This is a genomic window from Plasticicumulans acidivorans, assembly GCF_003182095.1.
Classification (GTDB): domain Bacteria; phylum Pseudomonadota; class Gammaproteobacteria; order Competibacterales; family Competibacteraceae; genus Plasticicumulans; species Plasticicumulans acidivorans.
On sequence record NZ_QGTJ01000002.1, the window covers coordinates 16,315 to 40,508 of the forward strand.

The following is a 24,194-nucleotide window of genomic DNA, read 5'->3' on the forward strand; positions in this document are numbered from 1 at the left end:
CTGCATTGCGTGAATGACTTATGGGTTCGAATACGCGTCGATACGCCCGCCGGACGATAGCCCACGTCCCGGCACCCAGCCAGTACCGGCGCTTAGCAAGCACTGGCGACCGGCGCACCGGGCCGCGATCGCCCGCCTGCGCTATGGTGCCGGCGATTCATGACGCCCGATGACGACAGGAGCCCCCCATGCACAATGCCGAACTGATCCGCCGCGACCTCGCGGCCGTCTGGCACCCCTGCACACAGATGAAGGATCACGAATGGCTGCCGCTGCTGCCGATCGCCCGCGGCGAGGGCGTGTGGCTGGAAGACTTCGACGGCAAGCGCTACCTCGACGCCATCAGCTCCTGGTGGGTCAACCTGTTCGGCCATGCCAATCCGCGCATCAGCGCGGCGATGAAGGATCAGCTCGACCGGCTGGAGCACGTGATCATGGCCGGCTGCACGCACGAGCCGATCGTCGAGCTCTCGGAGCGGCTGCTGGCACTGGCGCCGCCCGGCCTGGCGCGCGCCTTCTACTGCGACAACGGTTCGAGCGCGATCGAAGCGGCGCTGAAGATGAGCTTTCACTACTGGCTCAACAGCACCGGCAGAGCCGACAAATGCCGCTTCGTCACGCTGGCCAACAGCTACCACGGCGAAACCCTCGGCGCACTCGCCGTCGGTGACGTGGCACTGTTCAAAACCACCTACGCGCCGCTGATCAGCGAGGCGATCACCGTGCCCTCGCCCGATGCCTACCTGGCACAGCCCGGAGAAACGCCCGCCGACTGCGCGCGCCGCGCCGCCGCGGCGCTCGAAGCCACGCTGCAGCAGCACGCCGGCGAGGTCGCCGCACTGATCATTGAGCCACTGGTGCAGTGCGCCGGCGGCATGCGCATGTACGACCCGGAATACCTGCGCCTGGCGCGCGCTGCCTGCGACCGCCACGGCGTGCACCTGATCGCCGATGAGATCGCCGTCGGCTTTGGTCGCAGCGGCACGCTGTTCGCCTGCGAGCAGGGGCCGATCACACCGGACTTCCTGTGTCTGTCGAAGGGGCTGACCGGCGGCTACCTGCCGATGTCGGTGGTACTGACCACGGCACCGATCTATCAGGCCTTTTATGACGACTACACCAAGCTCAGCGCCTTCCTGCATTCGCACAGCTACACCGGCAACGCCCTGGCGGCGCGGGCGGCGCTGGCCACGCTCGACATCTTCGAGCAGGACGAGGTCATCGAGCGCAACCGCGCGCTCACGGCGCACATGGCCCGCATCTGCGAACCGTTCCGCGCGCATGCCCACGTCGCCGAGGTGCGCCAGCGCGGCATGATCCTCGCGATCGAACTGGTACGCGACAAAGCCACGCGCGAGCCCTACCCCTGGCAGGAACGGCGCGGGCTGACGGTCTACCAGCATGCCCTCGACCGCGGCGCGCTGCTGCGCCCGCTCGGCAACGTCGTCTACTTCATGCCGCCGTATGTGATCACCCCCGCCGAGCTCGACCGTCTGGCCGAAATCGCCTGGGAATGCATCGAGCTGGCGACACTGGACCCGGTGCCGTTCGGTGACATCAACAGCGACGGCCCCAGCGGCTGGCTCGCCTGAGACCGGCGCGCGCCCCTTCAATCCAGACGCTGCCGACCTCCGCGCCTGATGCGAAGCCGGGCCGTGCGCACGCTGTGCGACAGAACGCCGATCTGTTGAACCATGCGCCGCCGACACCATGCTCACGCGGCTTCATGGCTGTTTTCTCAGGGGAAAGTGATTTCTGCCACGCGTGTGCCACACACGCTCAGCAGCACCGTCATTCATTCGATGAATTTGACGGATGTTTGTCATAAGCGCGCCCACGGCCTTATCAGCCTCCGCTGCCGCACTGCGCGGCAGCACGCTGTTCGCCGCCTCCGCCGCCGCAACCCCGGTGCAATGGAGCGCCGCCAGCGGTGGCAACGACCACGGGTATGAATACGTTGCCGCCACACTGACGTGGAGTGACGCCAGCACCGCCGCCGCGGCGTCGAGCTGGCTCGGTCTCAACGGCCACCTGGTGACGATCACCTCGGCCGCGGAGCAGGTATTCCTGCTCGACCGGGCCGGCGATGGCCAGACCGGGGCCAGCGATGCGCAGCTCGAAGGTCAGCGGGTGTGGACCAGCGGCCCCGAAGCCGGGCAGCAGTTCTGGGCTGGCACCCGCTCGGCAGCAGTGTCGGCGGCTTTTTCACCAGCTGGAACAGCGGTGAGCCGAACAACATCAATGACACAGGCTACGCCCGTCTGAACTACGGCTACCGGAGCGATCTACCAGGCTACGCCGCGCGCGACGGTTATTTCGTCGAATACAGTGCCGCCGCCAGCCCCAGCAGCGTGCCCGAGCCGGGCGGACTACGCTGCTGGCCACCGGGGTGTTGACGCGGCTGCGCCGGCGCCACGGTCGCCGCCAGGCCCGGCTCGCCAGCGGCAGCGCAGCCCGAGAGCCCGGCCGCCGCCGAGTTTCTGCGGGCTGGTGGCGGCGACATGATGCCGTGCAGCATCGAGCGGTGGCGGTTAGCATGGAGGCTTCCCTTCGACTTCTGAGCGCCACATGGAAATTCTCGCCCAGTTCTTCGACATCGTGCTGCATCTGGACAAGCACCTTGCGCTGCTCGCCGCGGATTACGGCGTGTGGATGTACGCGATCCTGTTCGCGATCATCTTCTGCGAAACCGGCCTGGTGGTGACGCCGTTCCTGCCCGGCGACTCGCTGCTGTTCGCCACCGGCGCGCTGGCCGCCACCGGTGCGCTCGACGTGCACACCGCCGTCGTACTGCTGATGCTCGCCTCCTTCCTCGGCGACAACACCAACTACTGGATCGGCCATTTCCTCGGCGAAAAAGTCTTCAGGCCCGATGCCCGCGTGCTCAAGACCGAGTACCTCGACAAGACCCACGCCTTCTATGAAAAGCACGGCGGCAAGACGGTGCTGCTGGCGCGCTTTGCACCGATCGTGCGCACCTTCGCGCCCTTCGTCGCCGGCGCCGGCAGCATGCACTACCAGCGCTTCGTCGGCTTCTGCGCACTCGGCGCGATCTGCTGGGTCGGCTCGTTCCTCTACGCTGGCTACCTGTTCGGCAACATTCCGCTGGTGAAGAACAACTTCACGCTGGTGGTGCTCGGCATCATCGCCATTTCGCTGCTGCCGGCGATCATCGAAGTCATCAAGCACCGCCGCGCCGCCAAGGCGCAGGGTTGATCATGCGCGACCACGTCCGCCACCTCGTCGCCAGCCTCGACATCGACCTCGCCCGCGAGCGGGTCGCCACGCTGCCCGGCTGGCTGGCGGACGCCGGCATCATCATGGCGCAAGCCAGCGCCTGCGGCGCCGACGGGCCGGCGTTCGCGCCGGGACCGCAGGTCGCCGCGGCGCTCGACTGCAGCGAGCGCGACATCGAACGCCTGCGGCGACTGCCGCTCAACGGCCTGAGCCTGCAGAGCGGGCGCATGTTCTATCACTCGGCGCCGCCGGCGCTCGCCCACTGCCCGCACTGCGGCCATCCGCTCGATCTGCGCAGCGATCCGCGCTGGATCGACGCGCTGGAACACTGGATGCTGGAAGCCGGCGACGGCGGCCTCGAATGCAGCGCCTGCCTGCAGAAAAGCCCGCTGCCCAGCTGGCTCCACACGCCGCCGGTGGCCTTCGGCACCTTTGGCCTCAGTGCCTGGAACTGGCCGCCGTTCAGTGCCGCCTTCGTCGAACGCCTGCAGGACTTCATCGGTGCGCCGCTGCAGGCAATCGATCCGGAAGCCCCCTGAAACGCCCCTCCCCGTCCGCCGCCGCACCGCCCCGAGACGCACCCGATGTCCCTGCCCACCCTGCTGCTGTATTGCCGCCCCGGTTTCGAAGGCGAATGTGCCGCCGAGATCACCGAGCTGGCCGCTGCGCTCGGCTTTCCCGGCTACGTCAAAGCCAAGCCGGACAGCGCCTGCGTCAGTTTCCACCCCTATGCGGGCGATGCACTGGCGCTGCTGCGGGCGCTCGATTTCCAGCAGCTGATTTTCGCCCGGCAGATGATCGCCTGTGCCGAGCTGCTGCGCGGGCTGCCGGTCGATGACCGCATCACGCCACTGCTGGCCACGGCGCGCACGCTCGGCGCAACGTTCGCTGAAGTGCACATCGAAACGCCGGACACCAATGAGGCCAAGGCGCTGTCGAGTTTCTGCCGGCCATTCACCAAAGCCTTCACCGCTGCGGTGCGCCAGGCCGGACTGCTCGGCACCGATGCCGCGGCGCCGTACCTGCACCTGTGTTTTTTGTCATCGAGCGCCTGCCACGTCGGCCTGTCGCTCGCCGGCCAGCGCTCACCCTGGCCGATGGGCATTCCGCGCCTGCGCTTTCCGTCGCAGGCACCGAGCCGCTCGACGCTGAAGCTCGAAGAAGCCCTGCATGTGTTTCTCGGTGCCGCAGGGCAGGCGCGCGAGCTCAAAGCCGGCATGCGCGCCGTCGATCTCGGCGCCGCACCGGGCGGCTGGACCTGGCAGCTGGTGCGGCGCGGCCTGCACGTCAGTGCGATCGACAACGGCCCGATGGATGAAAACCTGATGGCGAGCGGCCTGGTCGAGCATCGCCGCGAAGATGGTTTTCGCTACCGTCCGCCACAGCCGGTCGACTGGCTGGTCTGCGACATGGTCGAGCAGCCGGCGCGCATCGCCCGTCTGATCGCGCGCTGGCTGGCCGACGGTGACGCCCGCCAGGCGATCTTCAATCTCAAGCTGCCGATGAAGAAGCGCTACGCCGAGGTACAGCGCTGCCGCGAGATCATCGCCGAGACGCTGGCCGGCCGCGCCTATCGCCTGTCATTGAAGCAGCTCTACCACGACCGCGAGGAAGTGACCGGCTGGCTGCGCTGCAGCAGCCGCTGAGCGCCGCACCCGCTCAGGGCTGCGGCCAGGCGAAGGCGGCGAACTGCTCCGGCGGCAGCGGTCGCGCGTAGAAATACCCCTGCGACTCGTCGCAATGATGTTCGAGCAGGAAGCTGCGCTGTGCCGCCGTCTCCACGCCTTCGGCGATGGTGCGCAGATTCAGCGCCCGCGCCATCTCGATGATCGCGCACACGATCGCCGCGTCGTTGCCGTCGTCGACGACGTCACGGATGAAGGACTGGTCGATCTTCAGGCGGTCGATGCGCAGGCGCTTGAGGTAGGCGAGGCTGGAATAGCCGGTGCCGAAATCATCGATCGACAGCTTCACGCCCAGATCCTTCAGGCGCTCGAACACCGCCGACATATTGCCGGCTCCGCCGAGCAGCACCGATTCCGTCAACTCCAGCTCAAGGCATTCGGGCGCCAGCCCGCTGGCCTCCAGCGCGGCCCGGACGGCCTGCTCGATGCCGCCGCGGCGAAACTGGATCGCCGAAACATTGACCGCCACCGTCATCGCGGCATGACCGGCCTGCCGCCAGGCCTGCGCCTGCCGGCAGGCCTCGTGCAGCACCCAGTTGCCGATCTCGACGATCAGCCCGGTTTTTTCGGCGATGCGGATGAAACGATCCGGGCTCAGCAAACCGTCGCCCGGGTGCTGCCAGCGGATCAGCGCCTCGGCACCGATCAGCGCACCGCTCGCCAGGTCGATCTGCGGCTGGTAGTGCAGTACCAGCTGACCGCCACTCAGGGCATTGCGCAGCCCCTGGGTGATGCGCAGGTACTCGATGCCGTCGCTGTTCAGCCTCTCGGTGAAATAGCGATAGGTGTTGCGCCCGGCGTCCTTGGCGTGGCGCAGCGCCGTATCCGCGCAGCGCGACAGGGTTTCGAAGCCGTGACCATCGTCTGGAAACAGCGCAATGCCGACCGATGCACTCAATGACCACGAACCGTCCGCACACGACACCGGCGTGGCCAGCTGTGCCAGCAGGGCTTCGACCGCCGCATTCAGCGCCTCGGTATCGGCCACCTGCGTCAGCGCCAGCAGGAATTCATCACCCCCCTTGCGACACAGCAGGTCGCCTGCCGCCACCGCCTGACGCAGGCGCGCGGCGAGGATCGTCAGAATCCGGTCACTGGCGGCATGGCCGAGGGAATCGTTGAGAAAGCGGAAGTTGTCGAGGTTGATCTGCAGCAGGGCGAGCTTGCCGCCATTGCTCTCGGCCAGGCCGATGGCCGCTTCCAGCTGTTCACGGAACAGCTCGCGATTGGGCAGACCGGTCAGTGCATCGTGTGAGGACAGAAACTCGATGCGCGCCTCGGCGCTCTTGCGCTCGGTGATGTCACTGAAGGTGCCGATGTAATGCGTGATCTGGCCGTCCTCGGTACGCACCGCCGCGATCGACAGCCACTCCGGAAACACCTCGCCGTTGCGGCGCCGGTTCCAGATCTCTCCGCGCCAGTGGCCAAACAGGCGCAGGCTCTCCCACATGGCTTCGTAGAACGCCCGCTCGTGCTGGCCGGATGACAGACAGCGCGGCGTGTCGCCGACGATGTCCTCGGATTCATAACCGAAGATGCGGGAAAACGCCTTGTTGACCAGCAGAATCCGCTCCTCGGCATCGGTGATCATCACCCCTTCGCCGCTGCCTTCGAGCACCTTCTGGTAGAGCCGCAGCGACTCCCGCGAGCGTTTGCGCTCAAGGACGATGCCGATGATCGAGGCGCCGACTTCGAGCAGTTGCTGGTGGAACACGCTCGGGGCGCGGTTCTCGAAACTCGACAGCGCGAAGGTGCCGACGACTTTGCGGTCGAGCGCATAAATTGGTACCGACCAGCAAGCGCACAGGTTGAAGTCGTAGGCGAGCTGGCGCAGATCGCTCCAGCGCGGGTCCTGGAAGGTATTGCTGACGAACTGCGGCTCCTGCCGAAACACCGCATTGCCACAGGAGCCGGCACCAGGCCCCGGTCGCATGCCGTTCAGCCGCGACCAGCCCTGCGGCGGCAGGCTCGGCGCGGCGTACACGTTGAGCGCCTCACGCGCACTGTCCAGCAGCATCACCGAGCCGACGGAACGGGGTAGCAATCCTTCCGCCAGACGACAGACCTGATCGATCACTTCGTGATGATCGGCACCGCAGACCACCGATTCGAGGATGGTTTGCTGCAGATGCAGTAGCTTTCCCTGCTCTTCGCTGGACAGCGCGCAGGCGGACACCTCATCCGTCGAGACTCTCGCCGCTCTCTGCGAGCGCAGGTTGCTGTTGTTTTCACTCATGATGGACGGACACGATCCTGCTTGGCATAGCCACGGTGCAACAGCGCCGCAACGGGCGCGCCGCAGCGCGCAGGCACCATCGTATGCAGGGATTCACACCTCAGCCAGCGCTCAGTTCACCGCGCAGGTCACAACGGATGGCGGCACGCACCTCGGCGGCCGACAGCCCCTCGGCGAACAGGTAGGCGAGTTTGGTCAGCGCCGCTTCGGCCGTCATGTCCTGGCCACCGACGCAGCCGGCGGCGGCGAGTGCGGAGCCGGCGGCGTAGGTGCCCAGCTCGGCACGGCCTTCGAGACACTGGGTGACGACGACGATGACCACGCCGCGGGCGCTGGCCTGCGTCAGCGCGGCGAGCACGTCCGGATCACGCGCCGGGCCATTGCCGGCGCCATAAGCTTCCAGCACCAGCCCGGCGAGCGGCTCGGCGAGGGCACGGCGCAGAAAGTCGGCACGGATGCCCGGAAACAGCCGCAGCGCGGCGACCTCGGCATCGCCGAACGGGCGCAGCCGGAACGGCAGCGCCGCCGGCGCGCGCACGCGCTCGCGGTGAATGCGGATATCGATGCCGAGTTCCGCCAGCGGCGGCAGATTCGGCGACTCGAACGCCCCCAGCCCCTCGGCCTTGACCTTGGTGGTGCGGTTGCCGCGCAGCAGCACGCCGTTGAAGGCGACGCAGACTTCGGCAATGCCGCAATGCCCGGCGAGGATCAGCGCATCGAGCAGGTTGTCGCGGGCATCGTTGCGCGGCTCGCACAACGGGATCTGCGAACCGGTGAGGATCACCGGCTTGCGCAGCCCTTCGAGCATGAACGACAGCGCCGAGGCGGTGTAGGCCATCGTATCGGTGCCGTGCAGCACGACGAAGCCGTCGTAGGCGTCGTGGCGCGCGGCGATATCGGCCGCGATGCGGTTCCAGTCATCCGGGCGCATGTTGGCGCTGTCGAGCAGCTCGGCGTATTCGTAGAGCTCGAAGTCCGGCACCGTCGGCGCATCGAGCTGCGGCAGGGCCTGGCGCAGCCGCGCCAGAAAACCGGGCGCCGGCACGTAGCCCGAGGCACTCGGCACCATGCCGATGGTGCCGCCGGTATAGGCCACCCACACCCGCGGCTTCATGCGCTCAAGCCCCGCTCACCCTTGATCCGCTCGAATCCTGCCAGCGCCTGCGCGCGGCTGCTGGCGAAATCGACGATCGGCAGGGGATAGCCCGCGCCCGGCTTGAAACAGCACCGCGCCGTCTCCGCGGCCGGCAGGGTCCACGGCGCATGGATGTACTTGGTCGGTACCGCCTTCAGCTCCGGCAGCCAGCGGCGCACGTAATCGCCGCCGGCATCGAATTGCTCGCCCTGGCGCAGCGGGCTGAACACGCGGAAATACGGTGCGGCATCGACGCCGCAACCGGCCGTCCACTGCCAGCCCAGCGTGTTGCTGGCGAGGTCGGCATCGACCAGCGTGTCCCAGAACCAGCGCGCCCCCTCCTGCCACGGGATGCGCAGGTTCTTGACCAGGAACGAGGCGCACAGCATGCGTACGCGGTTGTGCATCCAGCCCGTCGTCCACAGCTCGCGCATGCCGGCATCGACCAGCGGATAGCCGGTACGCCCCTGCTGCCAGGCGGCCAGCGCCGGGGCGTAATCCTCGGCCCACGGATAGGCGTCGAACCGCGCCTGCAGCGGCCGCTGCGGCGAATCCGGGTGGTGCCAGAGCACATGCGCGGCGAATTCGCGCCAGCCCAGCTCGCGCAGGAAGGCTTCGCCGCCGCGGCTCTCCAGCGGTTGCCCGCCACAGCGGTTGGCGACCGCCCACCACACCTGCCGCGGTGAGATCTCACCGAAGTGCAGATGCGGCGACAACCGCGACACCGCCGGTGCCGCGGGCAGATTGCGTGCATCAGCGTAATCGAACAGCCCCTCGTCGAGGAATTCGAGCAGCCGGCCGCGGGCCCCCGCCTCACCGGGGTTCCAGGCCGCCTCGATCCCCGCGGCCCAGGGGATGCACGGCAGCAGCGGCCAGTCATCGAGCGCTTCGCTGCGCGGGCGCCGCAGGGGCGCCAGCACCGTCAACGGCGCCGGATGCGGCGCGGCCACCGGCCGTCGCGAGACGCTCTTCCAGTACGGCGTAAATACCCGGTACGGATCACCGTTGCCGGTGCGCACGTCCCAGGGCTCGTTCAGCAGACTGGCCGGAAAACTGTGCGCCTCCAGCCCGGCGGCACGCAGAGCATGCTTGATGTCGGCGTCACGCGCGCTCAGCGCCGGCTCGTAGCCGCGATTCCAGTACACGGCACCGGCCTGCGTCTCGGCAACCAGGGCCTGCAGCACCGCCAGCGAATCTCCGCGACGCAGGACCAGGCAGCCGCCACGCTCGCCCAGTGCGCCAGCCAGCGCCCGCAGGCTGTGATGCAGCCAGACGCGGCTTGCCGCCCCCGCCTGCCACGGTGCCGCTTCGTGTTCAGCCAGCACATAGAGCACGACGACGTATTGATGCGCCCGGCAGGCATGATCGAGCGCGGGGTTATCAGCAAGGCGCAGGTCGCGCCTGAGCCAGACGATGGCGGTACTCATGGACGGCGGCTCCTTCGGCGAACTCGGCGATGGCGGGCAGCGCGTCAGCGGGCGAGGCATGACGCCCGCAGTCTACACGCCCCGGCGCGGGGGCCGCCGCTCAGCCGGCACTCGTGCCGACGATGTCGAGGACTTCGTCGAGACGGGCTGCCGCGGCGTAGCCGAGCTCACTCAGATAACCGCCGTCGGCCTGGGTGATCAGACCCTTGCCGTGCAGGCGCGTCGCGGCCGCGACCAGCTCCGGCGCAGCGTCATGATGGACTTTGAGACCCTCCTGTTGCGACGTGGCACTGAACAAGGCCAGCAAACGCAGCTCGGCATACAGGTCCGGGGTCAGACGATGACTCATAATCAGGCTCCAGGGGTCAAATGACGACGCGCCGCGGCGCGCCGGCGATAAAGGCTTGCACGTTCTCCACCAGCTGATCGACCAGGCGCTGACGCGCCTCGCGCGAACCCCACGCATTGTGCGGGGTGACGATCAGATTGGGCAGATCGTCCACCAACAGAGGATTGCCGGCGAGCGGCGGCTCGACGCTGAGCACGTCGACGCCGGCGCCACCCAGTCGCCCGCGGCGCAGGGCGGCGACAAGCGCCGCCTCGTCCACCAGTCCACCACGTGCGGTATTGATGAGGATGGCATCGGACTTCATCGCCGCAAGTTCAGCTGCGCCGATCAGGCCACGCGTCTCGGCGGTCAGCGGACAGTGCAGGCTGAGCACGTCAACCTGAGACAACAGCTCGGCCAGCGGGACGCGCCCCTCGCCCGCGGGCCGACCGGGCAGCGCAGCGATCCTGACCTGCATGCCGAAGGCCTGCGCCAGCTGCGCCGTGGCCCGGCCCAGCTCGCCATAGCCGACGATACCGAGCACGCGGCCACCCAGTTCACGAATAGGATGGTCGAGCAGGCAGAACTGCCGCGCCTGCTGCCAAGCACCGGCGCGCAGCTCGCGCTGGTAGGCATTGAAGCTGGTGGCCACCGTCAGCATCAGCATGATCGCGTGCTGCGCGACCGACTGCGTGCCGTAACCACGGCAGTTGCTGACGACGAGACCCCGTGTCCGTGCCGCATCGAGATCGACGTTATTGGTACCGGTGGCGGCGATGCAGATCAGCTGCAGCTCTTGCGCCTGACGCAGCGTTTCCGCATCGAGCATGACCTTGTTGCTGATGACGATGCCGGCGCCCTGAATGCGCGTGCACACCTCATCGCGTTCGGTAGCGGCGTGATACTGAAGCGTCCCGCAGACGCGCTCCAGAGCGGAAAAATCGAGATCGCCGGTATCCAGCGAATCGCGATCGAGAAACACTGCGCGCATGAAAGTCTCCCGGTGGCGGTAAAGGACTGCCTCACGAGCGGTGGCCGCGGCGCCGCTGACTATAATCGCCTGCCCACCGCATCGTTCCCCAGACACCGCCCAGTACGCGGAGAATCTCACATGAGTCACGCCCCCGCCGCAGCGCATGTGCACGGCCGCAGGAGCATCACCGGCATCCTGCTGACCAATCTCGGCACGCCGGACGCGCCGACACCGGCCGCACTGCGCCGCTATCTCGCTGAATTCCTCTGGGATCGGCGCGTCGTCGAGCTGCCGCGTGCGCTGTGGTGGCTCATCCTGCACGGCATCATCCTGCGCACGCGACCGGCCAGATCAGCCCGTAAATACGCAACCGTGTGGACGACGGAGGGCTCGCCGCTGCTCGCCACCGGCCAGCGTCAGCGCGCCGCGCTGCAGGACCTGCTGCACGCCCGGGAGCTTGGCTCGGTAGAGGTGGCACTCGGCATGCGCTACGGGCAGCCGTCGATCGCCACGGCACTGCGCGAGCTGCGCGAGGCCGGCTGCAACCGCCTGCTGGTACTGCCGCTGTATCCGCAGTACAGCGCCGCGACGACCGCCTCGACCTTCGATGCCGTCGCCGCGGAACTCGGTCGCTGGCGCTGGCTGCCGGAGCTGCGCTTCATCACCCACTATCACGATGATCCGCACTGGGTCGAAGCCGTCGCGGCGAGTATCCGCCACGCCTGGCAGGATGCCGAACCCCAGCGGCTGCTGTTTTCCTTCCATGGCTTGCCCGAGCGCAATCTGCTGGCCGGCGACCCCTACTTCTGCGAGTGCCATAAAAGCGCGCGACTGATTGCCGAGCGTCTGGCGCTCCCCGACGAACGCTGGGCAGTCGCATTCCAGTCACGGTTCGGCCGCGCTGAATGGCTCAAGCCCTACACCAGTGCGACGCTGCAGCAGTGGGCGCAGTCAGGCGTGAAGTCCGTGGACGTGATCTGTCCGGGATTCGCAGCGGACTGCCTGGAGACACTGGAGGAAATCGCCATCGAAAACCGCGACCTGTTCCTCGCCTCCGGCGGTGAGACCTTCCGTTACCTACCGGCGCTGAACGCCGCACCCGGACACATTGCGGCACTCGCCACGCTGGTGGAGCGCCACATCACCGGCTGGTCGAACCCCGACACCATCGATGACGAGAGTCTGGCGGCCTCACGCACACGTGCGCTGGCTCTCGGGGCAAGTGACTGAAAGTCTTCGAGCAAAAAAATGCCGCCGAGGAACGCCTTCCCCGGCGGCTTTAAAAAAGTATGCAGCCAAACTGAAACAGAAGACTTACTACACGGCCCTGCGGTCGCCATCCTGACCACCGTGAAACCGTCACTTCTCCATGGCCTCCCTGGCGCGTCGCTCCCTGCGACGGCTGGCATCATCCTGATGCCGATCCCTGCACTTCCTGAAGCATCCCTGCGGGTTCTACGTCCTGTATGAACCCTGGACTTCCTGTCCAGCTTCCATGCTGCGCTTCCTGCGCTTCCTGCGCTTCCTGCGCTTCCTAGCGCGGATCCCTGGGCCGTCCGTCGAGCCCTGTAGCTACTCCCTGCCTGAGCAGCGTCCTCATCGCGGCGATCCGGCCGCGTTGCGTCCTTGCGTGGGAGTTATTCTGGCAGTGCATCCCCGATGAGAAAGTCCGACTACCTCTTATCTTGCGGGACGACAATTCTGAACATGATGTACGAATCGTCTTACACGATCTTCGCCTCGCCTTTATGGAGATATGCATGCGCGAGCTCTATCCGGACCTCCTCCCCTACGCAAGCCACCGCTTGAATGTCGATTCCCGGCACAACCTCCATGTGGAGGAAGCTGGCAATGCCGGCGGTCTGCCCGCGCTGTTTCTGCACGGTGGCCCAGGCTCCGGCTGCCAGCCGATGCATCGCCGCTTCTTTGACCCGGCGCGCTATCGCATCGTGCTGTTCGACCAGCGCGGCGCCGGACGCTCGACGCCACATGCAGAACTGACCGACAACACCACACAGCATCTGGTGGCGGACATCGAACGCATACGCGAACAGCTCGGCATCGAGCGCTGGGTCGTGTTCGGTGGTTCCTGGGGTTCGACACTGGCGCTTGCCTATGCCGAAACCCATCCCGAGCGCGTGCTCGGCCTGGTGCTGCGCGGCATCTTTCTGTGCCGGGCGCATGACATCAGCTGGTTTTATCAGGAAGGGGCCAGCCGGCTGTTCCCCGATGCCTGGGAGCAGTACATCGAACCGATTCCGCCTGCGGAGCGTCACGAGATGGTCGCCGCCTACTACCGGCGACTGACCGGCGGCGACGAAATCGAGCGCATGCGCTGCGCCAAGGCCTGGTCGAGCTGGGAGGGCTCGACGCTGAGCCTGCTGCCGAGCCCGTCGACGGTCGACCAGTTCGCCGAACCGCACCATGCCCTGTCACTGGCGCGCATCGAATGCCATTACTTCATGCACGACAGCTTCCTCGAACCCGATCAGCTGGTGCGCGATGCCGGCCGCCTCGCCGACATACCCGGCGTCATCGTCCACGGCCGCTACGATGTCATCTGCCCGCTCGACGGCGCCTGGGCACTGCATCGCGCCTGGCCCGGTTCGCAGCTGGAGATCATCGCCAATGCCGGTCACGCCGCCAGCGAACCGGGTATCGTCGATGCGCTGGTGCGCGCCACCGACGCGCTCGCCGATCGCTTCGCATGATCGGTCTGCTGCAGCGGGTCAGCCGGGCCAGAGTCGAAGTCGCCGGCTGCGTCAGCGGCGAAATCGGCCGCGGCCTGCTGGTGCTGGTCGGGGTCGAACGCGGCGACGGCGAAACGCAGGCGCAGCGGCTGCTCGAACGCCTGCTGGGTTACCGCGTATTTGCCGATGAGGCCGGGCGGATGAACCGCAGTCTGAGCGACATCGGCGGCGGCCTGCTGCTGGTGCCTCAGTTCACGCTGCCAGCCGACACCCGCAAGGGCACGCGCCCGAGCTTTACACCGGCGGCCGAGCCCGCCGCGGGCAGGCGCCTGTTTGAATATCTGCTCACACTGGCGCACGAGCAGCATGCGACCGTCGCCTGCGGCGTGTTCGGTGCCGACATGCAGGTCGAGCTGGTCAACGACGGCCCGGTGACCTTCTGGCTGCAGGTCAGTCCGCCGGCTTCAGTGTGATATCGACCGCAGGACCGATGAAGCGCGGGCGCGTCTGCAGCAGATAGACATCGAGCACCGCCCACAAACGCGCCACCGCTTCGCGCAGGCGCGTCTTCACACCGTAGAGCGCCGGGACATCGGCGGCATCGAAGCCGATGGCGTCGAGGCCACTGCGTTCGGCGATGAACAGCGCGCGCTCATTGTGAAAGCGCTGCGAAATCACCGTCAGCTGCGTCTGCCCGAACACCTCGGCCGCGCGCACGATCGAATCGAGCGTGCGCAGGCCGGCGTAGTCGAGCGTCATCGCCTGATCCGGCACGCCGGCCTGCAACAGCGCCTGGCGCATCGCTTCCGGCTCGTTGTAATCGACGCGGCGGTTGTCGCCGCTCAGCAGCAGATGGCGCACCTTGCCGGCGTGATAGAGCCCGGCGGCGGCCTGGATGCGCGCCACGAAATACAGGTTGCGGCGGCCGTTGCCCAGGCGTTCGCTGGTACCGAGCACCAGGCCGAGCGCCCGCGGCGGGATCGCTTCGACACGGTCATACAACCGATCCTGAGTGCTCGTCGCCACCCAGCAATCACAGGCCACCGTCACGACCACCATCAGCAGCACGGCCACGCCCCCCCAAGCGATCCATCGGCGCGCCATCATCTTCACCCAGCGTCCTCCTCAAGGCTTCGCCAAAAAACAAGGCGGCCCGCAGGCCGCCTTGTCCGTGAAACACGTTCGCAGCGTCAGAGCGCTTTGACGTGTGCGATCAGCTCGGCGACCACCTTCTGCGCATCGCCATACACCATGCGGGTGTTGTCGAGGTAGAAGAGATGGTTCTCGATGCCGGAGAAGCCGGCGCCCTGGCCACGCTTGATGACCAGCACGTTCCGCGACTGATCGACGTTGAGGATCGGCATGCCGTAGATCGGGCTGTCTGGATTGCTCTTGGCAACCGGGTTGACAACGTCATTGGCGCCGATGACCAGGCTCACATCGGTGCTGGCGAACTCATTGTTGATCTCGTCGAGGTCGAAGATCTTGTCGTATGGCACACCGGCCTCGGCCAGCAGCACGTTCATGTGCCCGGGCATGCGACCGGCGACCGGATGGATCGCGAACTTGACTTCGACGCCGCGCTCTTCGAGCAGCTCGGCCAGCTCCCAGACCTTGTGCTGTGCCTGCGCCACCGCCAGACCGTAGCCGGGGACGATGATGACCTTGGCTGCGTAGCACATCTGCACCGCGGCATCCATCGGCTCGGAGGCCTTCATCGAGCCGGTGATCTCCTCCTCAGCCGCGGCACCGCCGCCACCGCCGAAGTTCGAGAACAGCACGTTGCTGATCGGCCGGTTCATCGCCTTGGCCATCAGCTGCGTCAGCAGCGTACCGGCGGCACCGACCACGGTACCGGCGATGATCATCGCCGCGTTCTGCAGCACGAAGCCCTCGAAAGCGACCGCCAGGCCGGTGAAGGCGTTGAACAGCGAAATCACCACCGGCATGTCGGCGCCGCCGATCGGCAGCGCCATCATCGCGCCGAAGGCCAGCGCCGCGAGGAAGAACACGATGATGGTAAAGGCACCGGCGTGACCCTTGCCGACGATGATCAGGCCGAACAGCAGCGCCAGCGCGAACACGGCGAGGTTGACCAGCTTCTGGTTGGGGAAGCGGATCGCCTTCTTCATGCGCCCGTCGAGCTTGGCCCAGGCGACCACCGAGCCGGAGAACGACACCGCACCGATCAGCGCGCCGAGCACGCCGAGCAGGAGCACGGCGAAGCCGTGCTCACCTCCCTTGAGCAGTTCGACGGCGGCGATGCACGCGGCGGCACCGCCACCCATGCCGTTGTAGATCGCGATCATCTGCGGCATGTCGGTCATCGCGACCGTCTTGCCGGACTTCCAGGCGACATAGGAGCCGACGCCGATGGCGATCAGGATCAGCAGATAGTTGCTCATCCCCGGGGTGAAGAAGGTGATCAGGGTCGCCACCAGCATGCCGGCACCGGCCCAGACGATGCCGCTGCGCGCGCTCTTCGGCGACGACATGCGCTTGAGGCCGAGGATGAACAGCACGGCCGCGGCGAAATAGCACAACTGAATGAACGCCACGACGGCTTACTCCTTGCTGCTCTTGAACATTTCGAGCATGCGCTCGGTGACGACGTAGCCGCCGACGGCATTACCGGCCGCCAGCGCCACGCCGACGAAGCCGATGATCTGCTCCAGCGCGGTCTGCGCCTGGCCGAGCGCGACCATCGCGCCGACGACGACGATGCCGTGCACGAAGTTCGATCCGGACATCAGCGGGGTGTGCAGGATGACCGGCACGCGGGAGATGACCTCATAGCCGACGAAGCCCGCCAGCATGAAGATGTACAGAGCGGTGAAACCTTCGATCATGATTCAGCCCCCCACGGCCTTGCGGGTCGGTTCGTGACGGATCGCGCCGTCGTGCGTCAGGCAGCTCTTGATGACCACCTCGTCGTTCCAGTCCAGTGTCAACTGGCCGTCCTTGACGAACGGCGAGAGGAAGTTGAACACGTTCTTCGAGTAGGTCTCGCTGGCATGCACCGGAATCATGCTCGGCACATTGAGCGGGCCGTGGATGATGACGTCGTTGTACTCGATGGTCTTGCCGGGCTCGGTCAGCTCGCAGTTGCCACCCGACTCGGCAGCGAGATCGACGATGACTGAACCGGCCTTCATGCCCTCGACCATCGCTTTGGTGACGATCTTCGGCGCAGCACGACCGGGAATCGCCGCCGTGGTGATCACCGCACTCGCTGCGGCGATGTGGCGCGCCAGCACTTCCGCCTGCTTGGCGATTTCTTCCTTGGTCAGCTCGCGGGCGTAGCCGCCCTGGCCGGACGCATCGACACCGGTGTCGATGAGCTTGGCGCCGAGTGACTCAACCTGCTCCTTCGCTGCGGCGCGGATGTCATAGGCTTCGACCATTGCGCCGAGGCGCTTGCAGGTCGCGATCGCCTGCAGACCGGCGACACCGGCGCCGACGACGACGACTTTGGCCGGACGGATGGTCCCGGCAGCGGTGGTCAGCATCGGGAAGAAGAAACTCGCCAGCTCGGCGGCCATCAGCGCGACCTTGTAGCCGGCGATCGAGGCCTGCGAAGACAGAGCGTCCATCGACTGCGCGCGGGAAATGCGCGGCAGCAGCTCGAAGGCAAAGCTCGTGATCTTCTTGTCGCGCAGGCGCTTGACCAGCTCGGGATTGCGGTGTGGCGCGAGAAAACCGAGCAGCACGGCACCTTCATGCAGACGCTCGACCTCTTCCAGGGTCGGCGGCTGCACCTTGACGACGACATCCGCCGCGCTCATGGCCTGAGCGGCATCGTCGAACAGGCTGGCCGAGGCCTCTTCGTACTGCACATCGCTGAAGTGCGAACTCTTCCCCGCACTGCGCTCGACCTGCACTTCGGCGCCGAGCTTGGCGAAGCGCCCGGCGACGCTCGGATCGAGCGCGACACGGCGCTCGCCCGGAAAGGTCTCTTTCGGGACCACCAAACGTAAAGTCATGCGATTTCTCCAAACAGAAACCGCCCCCCTGGCGGGCAGGCGGTTTCCTGCTGCGTCGTAACAACATTCCCCGGACCCGGCTCACACCGGCGAGGATTGCGGCTAGAGCATTAGCTCTAAATTGACCGCTGATCGTCCGGGTATCGTATCCGAAGCGCTTCCGCTCATGAAAGCGGCTTGTCCCTACTATCCACACCGCCCGTGCGGTGTTATCTAAGCGACTGAGCAGGAAAAACTTGGGCATCAACCCTGCGCCATAAGTCATTGAAGCTTCATTCTCCGTGAGGATGATCGGAGAACGGCCTGACGAGGGGGGAATGATGTACGGTCTGGATCAGCCAGTCTTGCGCACGGACGTCTCCGGAATGCCGCTTGAGTGGATCGACTACCAGGAAGCGGTACGCCTGTACTGCTCCGGTCACGTCGCCTACTCCGCCGGCTCGCTGCTGTATCGTCTGCATGGCGGGTTCAACGCCGTCACCGGCCGGCGCAGCAGCATCCCCGTCCATGCCGTACTGGCTACGCATGCCGGCCGTTTCGCCATCCTGCGCGCCCGTCCCGACTATCGGCCACCGCTTTCGAACGCTGCGCTGTTTCGCCGCGACTTCCACGTCTGCCTGTATTGCGGCGACACTTTTCCGACCCGCGAGCTGTCGCGCGACCATGTCACACCGCTGGTGCAGGGCGGTCAGGATCGCTGGACCAACGTCGTCACCGCCTGCAAGCGCTGCAATCACGCCAAAGGTGGCAGAACGCCCGAGCAGGCCCACATGCCGTTGCTGGCGGTGCCGTTCACGCCAACGCACGCGGAGTACGTGTATCTGCAGGGCCGGCGTATCCTTGCCGATCAGATGGAGTTTCTACGTGCGCACTTTCCGCGCAGCAGTCCGCTGCATGAGCGCCTGCGTCAAACCCGGCCCATGCAGTGAGGCACACCACACAGCAACCCGGAGAGCATCTGTCTTATGTCTTCAGAGCATCGCGCCGTCGTCCGCTGGCAACGTCACACGCCGGATTTCGACCTGAAAACCTTTGATCGCAACCACACGATCGAATACGAGGGAGGCGAATCGGTCAGAGCATCCAGTGCCCCCGACTACAACGGCGATCCAAGTGCGGTCGATCCCGAGCAGGGGCTGGTCGGTGCGCTGGCCAGTTGCCACATGCTGACGTTTCTCGCTGTGGCGGCATTGCGCCAGTTCGTCGTCAACGCCTATGAAGACGACGCCAGCGCCGAGCTCGGCAAGAATGAAGCGGGCCGCATGATGGTGAAACGCATGGTATTACGGCCGAAAGTGACATTCGCTGCGGGCGCCGCCCCCAGCGAAGCGCAGCTGGCTGCCCTTCACGAAAAAGCGCATGCCAACTGCTTCATCGCCAATTCACTGAGCAGTGAAGTCGCCATCGAGCCGCGCTGACGACCCGGGCCCGCCGCTCAGCGCCCGCTGCGCGGCGGAAATGCCAGAACGCGGTGAGAAATCTCGCTGCCGGCGGCCAGATGAGGCATCGGCGCATGGAAGCGGATCAGACCGCAGGACGGGCATCTCTGGTAGGAATACAGGGGATGCACGACCGTTTCGAGTTGAGCACCACAAATACATGCAGATGTAGCGGCATCCGCGCCCTGCCCGCCGGTCAGGAACTGCATCATCGTCAACGTTTGATCCAGCATCGTGTGCTGCGCCTGCCACCAAACCTTGGCACCCAGATCAAACCAGACAGGGATCATTTTATTCTCCTCACCCCTCGACAAGAGGACTCTTTGGTGCGCCTGCAGTGATCTTGGCAAATCGCACTGCACACCAATCCTTTGCATACGGCACGCCAATCACACTCCTGCGCCTTCAGGTCCGGCGAGCAATGGCCGACGCGGCGCGGAAGCGTTGCGTTTGTTGCACTGCATTGTCAATTGCTTATGACATTTTCGCGTCAGATTTAAAGCGGAACGAAAGCAGCTGCGTGCCGTATTCGTGACAACCGTGGTCCATACTCAGGACACGCGTTGCGTATCGTGAGGAGATTCCGACGTGGACATACATGAACTGATCCAGCAATGGGAACGACGCGGCGTCCCCCAGCTCAGCGCAAAAAGTTTTTCCATCCAGCTCCCCCTGCGTGAAGCGGCACGCCTTGCAGCTCTTGAGGAAATGTTCCCGTTCAAACGACGCGAGGAACTGATCGCAGAGCTTCTCGCCACGGCACTCGACCAGATCGAAGCCGCCCTCCCTTATGTACAAGGTGAGCGTGTCATCGCCGAAGACGAAGATGGCAACCCGATTTTCGAGGATGTCGGTCTGACACCGCAGTTTTTACACCTCACCCGCAAGCATGAAGAGCAATTGCGTGCCACTCCCGAGGCATGAAGCCGCCGGGAGAATTTCTGTCCACCCGGCCGGCCGGCGGGGGTTCTTTTTTTCTTTGCGGAGGGCGGCAGTCACTTGGCAAACGCATGCGAACCGATAAACTAACCACGCTCTGTTGCATGGTTCCAACAACTGTGCATTTTCTGTCACACCTCGATAAATAGGGAGTCAATCTCGATGAAGACCGTAATCAAGCTGTCGGCCCTGGCCGCCGTTGCTGCTCTGTCCGTCGGCTGCGCCAGCACCGGTGACGTTGAGGCCGTCCGCGCCGAAGCCCAGAAGGCCCAGGCGACTGCCAACCAGGCCCTGAGCACCGCCAACGAAGCCAAGGCCATCGCCACCGATACCAGCGAGAAGCTGAACCGCATGTTCAAGAAGAGCATGTACAAGTAAGCAGTACGCGCTGGACCCGCAAGGGTCCGCAGCAAGCCCGAGGACCCGGCGTAAATCGGGTCCTTAGCGTTTTGCAAGCCCGTATCGCATATTGAAAAGGCCCGCCTGGATCTCTCCAGGCGGGCCTTTTGTTTTATCGGCGGCGGATACGTCTCAGGGCGTGATGGCCACCGGCATGCCACTCGCCTGACGCACCACGGTCTCGACGATATCCGGTGCGCTGAGCTGCACGTTGGGCAGGCGGGAGTGAATCATCGTCACCGTGTCCGAGATCTGTTTGTCAGTGGGTATCTCGTCCTCTTCCAGCGGCGAGTGGTATTCGAGATACAAACGACCATCCTTCCAGCCCAGCTTGGCGAGCTGATTGACCAGCGTCACCTTGGTACTGACCGGTACCTCGGGGAACAGGCGCTCGATGTCCTCCGGATACATGCGGATGCAGCCATGCGTCACGCGCATGCCGATGCCATTGGGATTGTTGGTGCCGTGGATCAGATACCCCGGGATGCCAAGGCGCATCGCACGCGTACCGAGCGGATTGTCCGGCCCGCCGGGCACGACATCGGGCAGCGGGTCCCCCTTGGCCAGATGCTCGGCCTTGATCGATGCCGGAGGCGTCCAGGTCGGATTGACCTGCTTGGCGACGATGCGCGTGGTCCCCAGCGGTGAATGCCAGTCCATGCGGCCGATGCTGATGGCGAAGGTCTTCACCACGCCTTCGCCACCTGGGTAGTAGTACAGGCGCATTTCCGGCACGTTGACGACGATGCCCTCGTGCGGCGCATCCGGCAGGATGTGTTCCAGCGGCAGGATGACCGGTGTGCCTTCACCCGGGAGCCAGCGATCAACGCCGGGGTTGGCGGCGACGATTTCGTCATACCCCAGGCCGTTGCGGCGGGCGATATCGAGAAAGGTATCTTCCTGCCGGGCGTATTCGATGCGGATCTCGCCGACCAGATCGGTCCCGCTCGGCGGCAAGGGATAAGTATCGACGGCGGCGGCATGACCGCTGGCTGCGAGGAGGAGCGCGCCGAACCAGCAACGACGGGAAACAGTGGAGAAGACCATCTGCAACGAGGACTCCGGGCAGGAAAAGGGCGGCATTATAGGTACTTCGAGAGCCTGTGACAGAGCACCGGGCGCTGTGTTCAGCCCCCGCGACGAGCCTTTTCCGGCAGCAGCGTTTCAATGATGCCAAGCAGGCGTGCCAGCGCACCGCGATTCTGAGCCACAACCTGCGCAGCCGCTGCCGAGGCCCGGGCGCGCGCCTGAGCATCGGTCAACCAGTCCTCCAGCTGCGTCACCAGCGCTGTACCGGCATCAACGCACTGCCCGCCACCCGCCGTCAGCAGCAGTTGTTCGGCCTCAGCGAAATTGAACATATGCCGTCCGAACAGCACGGGCACACCGAGCGCCGCCGGTTCGAGCACGTTATGCCCGCCGACCGCCACCAGACTGCCGCCGACGAAGGCCACGTCCGCCGCGGCGTAGAGCAGCAGCAGCTCCCCCAGCGTATCGCCCAGGTAGACCTGACTGCCGGCGGCCGCCTCGCCGCAGCTGCGCTGCGCCAGAGCCAGACCGCGGCGGCGGACCAACTCGGCCACGGCGGCGAAACGCTCCGGGTGGCGGGGCACCAGGATCAGCAGCCAGTCCGCATGGCGCTGCAGCAGTTCGGCATGCGCGTCGAGCAGCAGCTCGTCCTCACCGGCATGGGTACTGGCCGCGATCCACACCCGCCGCTGCGCGCCCCAGGTGTCGCGCAGCGCCTGCCCCTGCGCCGCCAGTCCGGCCGGCACGCTCAGATCGAACTTGAGATTGCCGACGCATTCGACGTGTGGCGCACCGAGTGCCCGAAAGCGCTCGGCATCCGCGGCCGACTGTGCACCGATCACATCGACCGCGGCCAGCGTCGGTCGGGTCAACCAGGGGACACGTGCATAACCGCGCGCCGAGCGCGGCGACAGGCGCGCATTCGCCAGCAGCAGGGGGATACCGCGGCGACGGCAGCCATTGAACAGCTCGGGCCACAGCTCAGTCTCCATGACCACCAGCAGGCACGGCTGCAGCCGGTCGAGGAAAGCGCCGATCACGCCCGGCAGGTCATAGGGGATGTAGCGATGGTGGACGCTGTCACCGAGTGCCTCGCGCACCTGTTGCGAGCCGGTCGGGGTCGTCGTCGTCACCAGCAGCGGCTGCGCCGGCCGCGTGCGCAGCAGCGCGCGCACCAGAGGCAGCGCGGCGCGCACTTCACCGAGAGAGACAGCATGGATCCAGATCATGCCGCGTGGCAGATCCGATGCACCGCGACCGAAACGTTCGCCGATGCGCTGTCGATACCCGGGACTACGTCGTCCGCGCCACCACAAACGCAGCAGTGCGAACGGCACCACCAGATACAGCAGAACGCCGTAGAGCAGCCTGATACTGCCCGCGCGGATCACGCCAGCCAGGATTTGACGTTGTCCCACGGTGCCGCAGCCAGTTCGGGAGCCGGCCAGCCGTCGACGGCCCTCAGATCCGCCGCACTCGGATGCAGGCCGTCGGCACGCAGCAGCTCCATGACTTCGTCCGCCAGCAGCGGCGCTGTCGCCACGTTCGCCGACCAGGCGGTGATGAAACCATCGATCTGCTTGACCACCGGGAGCACCGCGATCGCATCGCGCAGACGCGCCGCCGCCCGCTGCACCGAAATACACGCGCTCTCGGTTCCGGCGAGCGACACCCACGGCATATAGCGCTCGATCTCGCCGCGCACCTGCTCGATCTGCTCCTCACCATCGACGGTCGAGCTGACGTCGCTGTTACCGCCGCCGAGATACCAGACGACACGCCCCTCGGCATCACGATGCGAGGTGACGTTGAAGCGCCGCCGCCCGCTGTCGTCCACGGCGTTGACGAAGACATCATCGGGTAACTGGCCACCGCGCAGCATCACCAGCGACTGCTGCCAGATGTGCAGCGGCACGCTGCCCAGCAGCGCTGAGCCGGTACCGGCGGTGAACACCGTGCGCTGTGCCTGCAACACCACGGGGTCGCGACCGTCGACGCGCAGATTGACGCTGCCGTCACCGGCGAGCACGACCGGGCCACGGCTGTGTAGAATGTACGGCCGCACCGGCCAGACCAGGGCTTCGAGCAGGCTGCGGTTGTCGATGACGAAGCCATCCAGCCGGTCCATATGCCCGCCGCGCTGCTCGCTGTGCCAGGATGCCGGCAGCTCGGCATCGGCCAAACCACTGCGCTCCACCACTGCCGGCTCATGCTTGCGGCGCAGGCCGAGCCAGCGCCGCAGGCTGAAGCCGCTGTTCGCCAGCACCGGCAGCTGCCAGCGCAGCGGCTGCTCGCTCAGGATCCGCACACGGCGCAAATCGATTTCACCACTGCCGGCGCACATCTCGCGCCAGCGCGACACCAGCGTCGAGACCTGTTGCGCCTGCGCCTCCGTGGGGGTCCAGGGACCGACGGTCGGATGCGCGACGATGAAGCCGTGACCGTGTATCGACTGGCCGCTGCCGATGCGATCGCTCTCGATCAGCAATGCGCTGTAACCCTCGCGGCAGGCGCGGTTCAACAGCCACAGGCCGGAAAACCCTGCACCGACGATGAGCAGATCAAGCTTGACTGCAGAACTGAGCATGAGGATCGCTGACTCCATGGCAGTGGCCTTCGCGCCCTGCCCGTCCTGGATGTGCATGGATGCGCGACACGTCTGGCGCGGCCGCGCAGGGAGACTTGCGGCGGCGG

General features: G+C 65.9%; 25 protein-coding genes. 12 read left to right on the plus strand and 13 right to left on the minus strand.

Translation table 11 applies throughout. The annotated features are described in order from the left end of the window. The first annotated feature begins 188 nt into the window (after positions 1-188). The 5 genes from C7443_RS02635 (at position 189) to rlmM (ending at position 4,883) form a co-directional block, all read left to right on the plus strand. The gene (locus C7443_RS02635) at positions 189-1,592 is read left to right on the plus strand and encodes an adenosylmethionine--8-amino-7-oxononanoate transaminase (protein ID WP_110017040.1); all 1,404 of its coding nucleotides are present in this window, start codon (positions 189-191) and stop codon (positions 1,590-1,592) included. Between the two features lie 223 nt (positions 1,593-1,815). Beyond that, positions 1,816-2,265: a C-type lectin-like domain-containing protein gene (locus C7443_RS02640; protein WP_110017041.1), complete on the plus strand. Its 450-nt coding sequence runs from the start codon at positions 1,816-1,818 to the stop codon at positions 2,263-2,265. 303 nt (positions 2,266-2,568) lie between these two features. Then, the gene (locus tag C7443_RS02650; RefSeq protein WP_110017043.1) at positions 2,569-3,216 is read left to right on the plus strand and encodes a DedA family protein; all 648 of its coding nucleotides are present in this window, start codon (positions 2,569-2,571) and stop codon (positions 3,214-3,216) included. A 2-nt stretch (positions 3,217-3,218) separates the two neighbouring features. Further along, a complete protein-coding gene (locus C7443_RS02655; RefSeq protein WP_110017044.1) occupies positions 3,219-3,776 on the plus strand; it encodes a hypothetical protein in 558 nt (185 codons plus the stop codon). Between the two features lie 45 nt (positions 3,777-3,821). After that, positions 3,822-4,883, plus strand: a complete 1,062-nt coding sequence (rlmM, locus tag C7443_RS02660) for a 23S rRNA (cytidine(2498)-2'-O)-methyltransferase RlmM (RefSeq protein ID WP_110017045.1) — start codon at positions 3,822-3,824, stop codon at positions 4,881-4,883. Between the two features lie 13 nt (positions 4,884-4,896). Here the strand turns inward: rlmM and C7443_RS02665 are convergent, their stop codons facing one another. The 5 genes from C7443_RS02665 to C7443_RS02685 form a co-directional block, all read right to left on the minus strand. Beyond that, positions 4,897-7,158 (minus strand): bifunctional diguanylate cyclase/phosphodiesterase, encoded by a 2,262-nt coding sequence (locus C7443_RS02665; protein WP_110017046.1) that lies wholly within the window; start codon positions 7,156-7,158, stop codon positions 4,897-4,899. 100 nt (positions 7,159-7,258) lie between these two features. Continuing rightward, positions 7,259-8,272, minus strand: a complete 1,014-nt coding sequence (ansA, locus tag C7443_RS02670) for an asparaginase (protein ID WP_110017047.1) — start codon at positions 8,270-8,272, stop codon at positions 7,259-7,261. Beyond that, positions 8,269-9,720: a cryptochrome/photolyase family protein gene (locus C7443_RS02675; protein ID WP_110017048.1), complete on the minus strand. Its 1,452-nt coding sequence runs from the start codon at positions 9,718-9,720 to the stop codon at positions 8,269-8,271. Before C7443_RS02675 ends, ansA begins: the two co-directional genes overlap by 4 nt. A gap of 100 nt (positions 9,721-9,820) precedes the next feature. Further along, positions 9,821-10,069 carry a TIGR02647 family protein gene (locus C7443_RS02680; RefSeq protein ID WP_110017049.1) on the minus strand — a complete coding sequence of 83 codons (249 nt, stop codon included), beginning with the start codon at positions 10,067-10,069 and terminating at the stop codon, positions 9,821-9,823. Positions 10,070-10,085: 16 nt separating this feature from the next. After that, positions 10,086-11,039 (minus strand): 2-hydroxyacid dehydrogenase, encoded by a 954-nt coding sequence (locus C7443_RS02685; RefSeq protein ID WP_110017050.1) that lies wholly within the window; start codon positions 11,037-11,039, stop codon positions 10,086-10,088. A 120-nt stretch (positions 11,040-11,159) separates the two neighbouring features. Between C7443_RS02685 and hemH the strand changes: the two genes are divergently transcribed. From hemH to dtd, 3 genes are all read left to right on the plus strand, one after another. Continuing rightward, the gene (hemH, locus tag C7443_RS02690; protein ID WP_110017051.1) at positions 11,160-12,251 is read left to right on the plus strand and encodes a ferrochelatase; all 1,092 of its coding nucleotides are present in this window, start codon (positions 11,160-11,162) and stop codon (positions 12,249-12,251) included. A gap of 530 nt (positions 12,252-12,781) precedes the next feature. Beyond that, entirely contained in the window at positions 12,782-13,732 is a 951-nt protein-coding gene (gene pip, locus C7443_RS02695; protein ID WP_110017052.1) for a prolyl aminopeptidase, read from the plus strand. Further along, positions 13,729-14,184, plus strand: a complete 456-nt coding sequence (gene dtd / locus C7443_RS02700; RefSeq protein WP_110017053.1) for a D-aminoacyl-tRNA deacylase — start codon at positions 13,729-13,731, stop codon at positions 14,182-14,184. The genes pip and dtd overlap by 4 nt, the downstream gene beginning before the upstream one ends. Here the strand turns inward: dtd and C7443_RS02705 are convergent. The 4 genes from C7443_RS02705 to C7443_RS02720 form a co-directional block, all read right to left on the minus strand. After that, a complete protein-coding gene (locus tag C7443_RS02705; protein ID WP_246004562.1) occupies positions 14,162-14,818 on the minus strand; it encodes a SanA/YdcF family protein in 657 nt (218 codons plus the stop codon). The genes dtd and C7443_RS02705 overlap by 23 nt on opposite strands. An 83-nt stretch (positions 14,819-14,901) precedes the next feature. After that, positions 14,902-16,269, minus strand: coding sequence for an NAD(P)(+) transhydrogenase (Re/Si-specific) subunit beta (locus C7443_RS02710; RefSeq protein ID WP_110017055.1), 1,368 nt, complete (start codon positions 16,267-16,269; stop codon positions 14,902-14,904). A gap of 6 nt (positions 16,270-16,275) precedes the next feature. Beyond that, positions 16,276-16,563, minus strand: coding sequence for an NAD(P) transhydrogenase subunit alpha part 2 (locus C7443_RS02715; protein ID WP_211346150.1), 288 nt, complete (start codon positions 16,561-16,563; stop codon positions 16,276-16,278). After that, the gene (locus C7443_RS02720; RefSeq protein ID WP_110017057.1) at positions 16,564-17,694 is read right to left on the minus strand and encodes a Re/Si-specific NAD(P)(+) transhydrogenase subunit alpha; all 1,131 of its coding nucleotides are present in this window, start codon (positions 17,692-17,694) and stop codon (positions 16,564-16,566) included. 320 nt (positions 17,695-18,014) lie between these two features. Here C7443_RS02720 and C7443_RS02725 point away from each other — a divergent pair, with 320 nt between their 5' ends. After that, positions 18,015-18,623, plus strand: a complete 609-nt coding sequence (locus C7443_RS02725; RefSeq protein WP_110017542.1) for an HNH endonuclease — start codon at positions 18,015-18,017, stop codon at positions 18,621-18,623. A gap of 36 nt (positions 18,624-18,659) precedes the next feature. Further along, positions 18,660-19,112, plus strand: a complete 453-nt coding sequence (locus C7443_RS02730; protein ID WP_110017058.1) for an OsmC family protein — start codon at positions 18,660-18,662, stop codon at positions 19,110-19,112. Between the two features lie 17 nt (positions 19,113-19,129). Here the strand turns inward: C7443_RS02730 and C7443_RS02735 are convergent, their stop codons facing one another. Further along, a complete protein-coding gene (locus C7443_RS02735; RefSeq protein WP_110017059.1) occupies positions 19,130-19,423 on the minus strand; it encodes a hypothetical protein in 294 nt (97 codons plus the stop codon). 298 nt (positions 19,424-19,721) lie between these two features. Between C7443_RS02735 and C7443_RS02740 the strand changes: the two genes are divergently transcribed. Together C7443_RS02740 and C7443_RS02745 are read left to right on the plus strand one after the other, a co-directional pair. Then, the gene (locus tag C7443_RS02740) at positions 19,722-20,057 is read left to right on the plus strand and encodes a type 1 pili tip component (RefSeq protein ID WP_110017060.1); all 336 of its coding nucleotides are present in this window, start codon (positions 19,722-19,724) and stop codon (positions 20,055-20,057) included. Positions 20,058-20,234: 177 nt separating this feature from the next. Further along, complete coding sequence (locus C7443_RS02745; protein ID WP_110017061.1) at positions 20,235-20,450, plus strand: alanine-zipper protein; 216 nt, start codon at positions 20,235-20,237, stop codon at positions 20,448-20,450. A 153-nt stretch (positions 20,451-20,603) separates the two neighbouring features. Here C7443_RS02745 and C7443_RS02750 read toward each other — a convergent pair whose 3' ends face one another. From C7443_RS02750 to C7443_RS02760, 3 genes are all read right to left on the minus strand, one after another. After that, complete coding sequence (locus C7443_RS02750) at positions 20,604-21,518, minus strand: L,D-transpeptidase family protein (protein WP_110017062.1); 915 nt, start codon at positions 21,516-21,518, stop codon at positions 20,604-20,606. 80 nt (positions 21,519-21,598) lie between these two features. Beyond that, the gene (waaA, locus tag C7443_RS02755) at positions 21,599-22,918 is read right to left on the minus strand and encodes a lipid IV(A) 3-deoxy-D-manno-octulosonic acid transferase (protein WP_246004515.1); all 1,320 of its coding nucleotides are present in this window, start codon (positions 22,916-22,918) and stop codon (positions 21,599-21,601) included. Then, complete coding sequence (locus tag C7443_RS02760; RefSeq protein WP_170123463.1) at positions 22,888-24,087, minus strand: FAD-dependent oxidoreductase; 1,200 nt, start codon at positions 24,085-24,087, stop codon at positions 22,888-22,890. Before C7443_RS02760 ends, waaA begins: the two co-directional genes overlap by 31 nt. Positions 24,088-24,194 lie beyond the last annotated feature (107 nt).

What these genes read in the sequence shown, in the direction of transcription:
- C7443_RS02720 (WP_110017057.1), bottom strand. Translation starts at nt 17,694, where the DNA reads ATGACTTTACGTTTGGTGGTCCCGAAAGAGACCTTTCCGGGCGAGCGC.
- C7443_RS02705 (WP_246004562.1), bottom strand. Translation starts at nt 14,818, where the DNA reads ATGATGGCGCGCCGATGGATCGCTTGGGGGGGCGTGGCCGTGCTGCTG.
- C7443_RS02640 (WP_110017041.1), top strand. Translation starts at nt 1,816, where the DNA reads ATGTTTGTCATAAGCGCGCCCACGGCCTTATCAGCCTCCGCTGCCGCA.
- C7443_RS02680 (WP_110017049.1), bottom strand. Translation starts at nt 10,069, where the DNA reads ATGAGTCATCGTCTGACCCCGGACCTGTATGCCGAGCTGCGTTTGCTG.
- dtd (WP_110017053.1), top strand. Translation starts at nt 13,729, where the DNA reads ATGATCGGTCTGCTGCAGCGGGTCAGCCGGGCCAGAGTCGAAGTCGCC.
- C7443_RS02665 (WP_110017046.1), bottom strand. Translation starts at nt 7,158, where the DNA reads ATGAGTGAAAACAACAGCAACCTGCGCTCGCAGAGAGCGGCGAGAGTC.
- rlmM (WP_110017045.1), top strand. Translation starts at nt 3,822, where the DNA reads ATGTCCCTGCCCACCCTGCTGCTGTATTGCCGCCCCGGTTTCGAAGGC.
- C7443_RS02655 (WP_110017044.1), top strand. Translation starts at nt 3,219, where the DNA reads ATGCGCGACCACGTCCGCCACCTCGTCGCCAGCCTCGACATCGACCTC.
- C7443_RS02685 (WP_110017050.1), bottom strand. Translation starts at nt 11,039, where the DNA reads ATGCGCGCAGTGTTTCTCGATCGCGATTCGCTGGATACCGGCGATCTC.
- C7443_RS02650 (WP_110017043.1), top strand. Translation starts at nt 2,569, where the DNA reads ATGGAAATTCTCGCCCAGTTCTTCGACATCGTGCTGCATCTGGACAAG.
- hemH (WP_110017051.1), top strand. Translation starts at nt 11,160, where the DNA reads ATGAGTCACGCCCCCGCCGCAGCGCATGTGCACGGCCGCAGGAGCATC.
- C7443_RS02725 (WP_110017542.1), top strand. Translation starts at nt 18,015, where the DNA reads ATGTACGGTCTGGATCAGCCAGTCTTGCGCACGGACGTCTCCGGAATG.
- C7443_RS02730 (WP_110017058.1), top strand. Translation starts at nt 18,660, where the DNA reads ATGTCTTCAGAGCATCGCGCCGTCGTCCGCTGGCAACGTCACACGCCG.
- C7443_RS02675 (WP_110017048.1), bottom strand. Translation starts at nt 9,720, where the DNA reads ATGAGTACCGCCATCGTCTGGCTCAGGCGCGACCTGCGCCTTGCTGAT.
- ansA (WP_110017047.1), bottom strand. Translation starts at nt 8,272, where the DNA reads ATGAAGCCGCGGGTGTGGGTGGCCTATACCGGCGGCACCATCGGCATG.
- C7443_RS02745 (WP_110017061.1), top strand. Translation starts at nt 20,235, where the DNA reads ATGAAGACCGTAATCAAGCTGTCGGCCCTGGCCGCCGTTGCTGCTCTG.
- C7443_RS02735 (WP_110017059.1), bottom strand. Translation starts at nt 19,423, where the DNA reads ATGATCCCTGTCTGGTTTGATCTGGGTGCCAAGGTTTGGTGGCAGGCG.
- C7443_RS02760 (WP_170123463.1), bottom strand. Translation starts at nt 24,087, where the DNA reads ATGCTCAGTTCTGCAGTCAAGCTTGATCTGCTCATCGTCGGTGCAGGG.
- C7443_RS02750 (WP_110017062.1), bottom strand. Translation starts at nt 21,518, where the DNA reads ATGGTCTTCTCCACTGTTTCCCGTCGTTGCTGGTTCGGCGCGCTCCTC.
- C7443_RS02635 (WP_110017040.1), top strand. Translation starts at nt 189, where the DNA reads ATGCACAATGCCGAACTGATCCGCCGCGACCTCGCGGCCGTCTGGCAC.
- pip (WP_110017052.1), top strand. Translation starts at nt 12,782, where the DNA reads ATGCGCGAGCTCTATCCGGACCTCCTCCCCTACGCAAGCCACCGCTTG.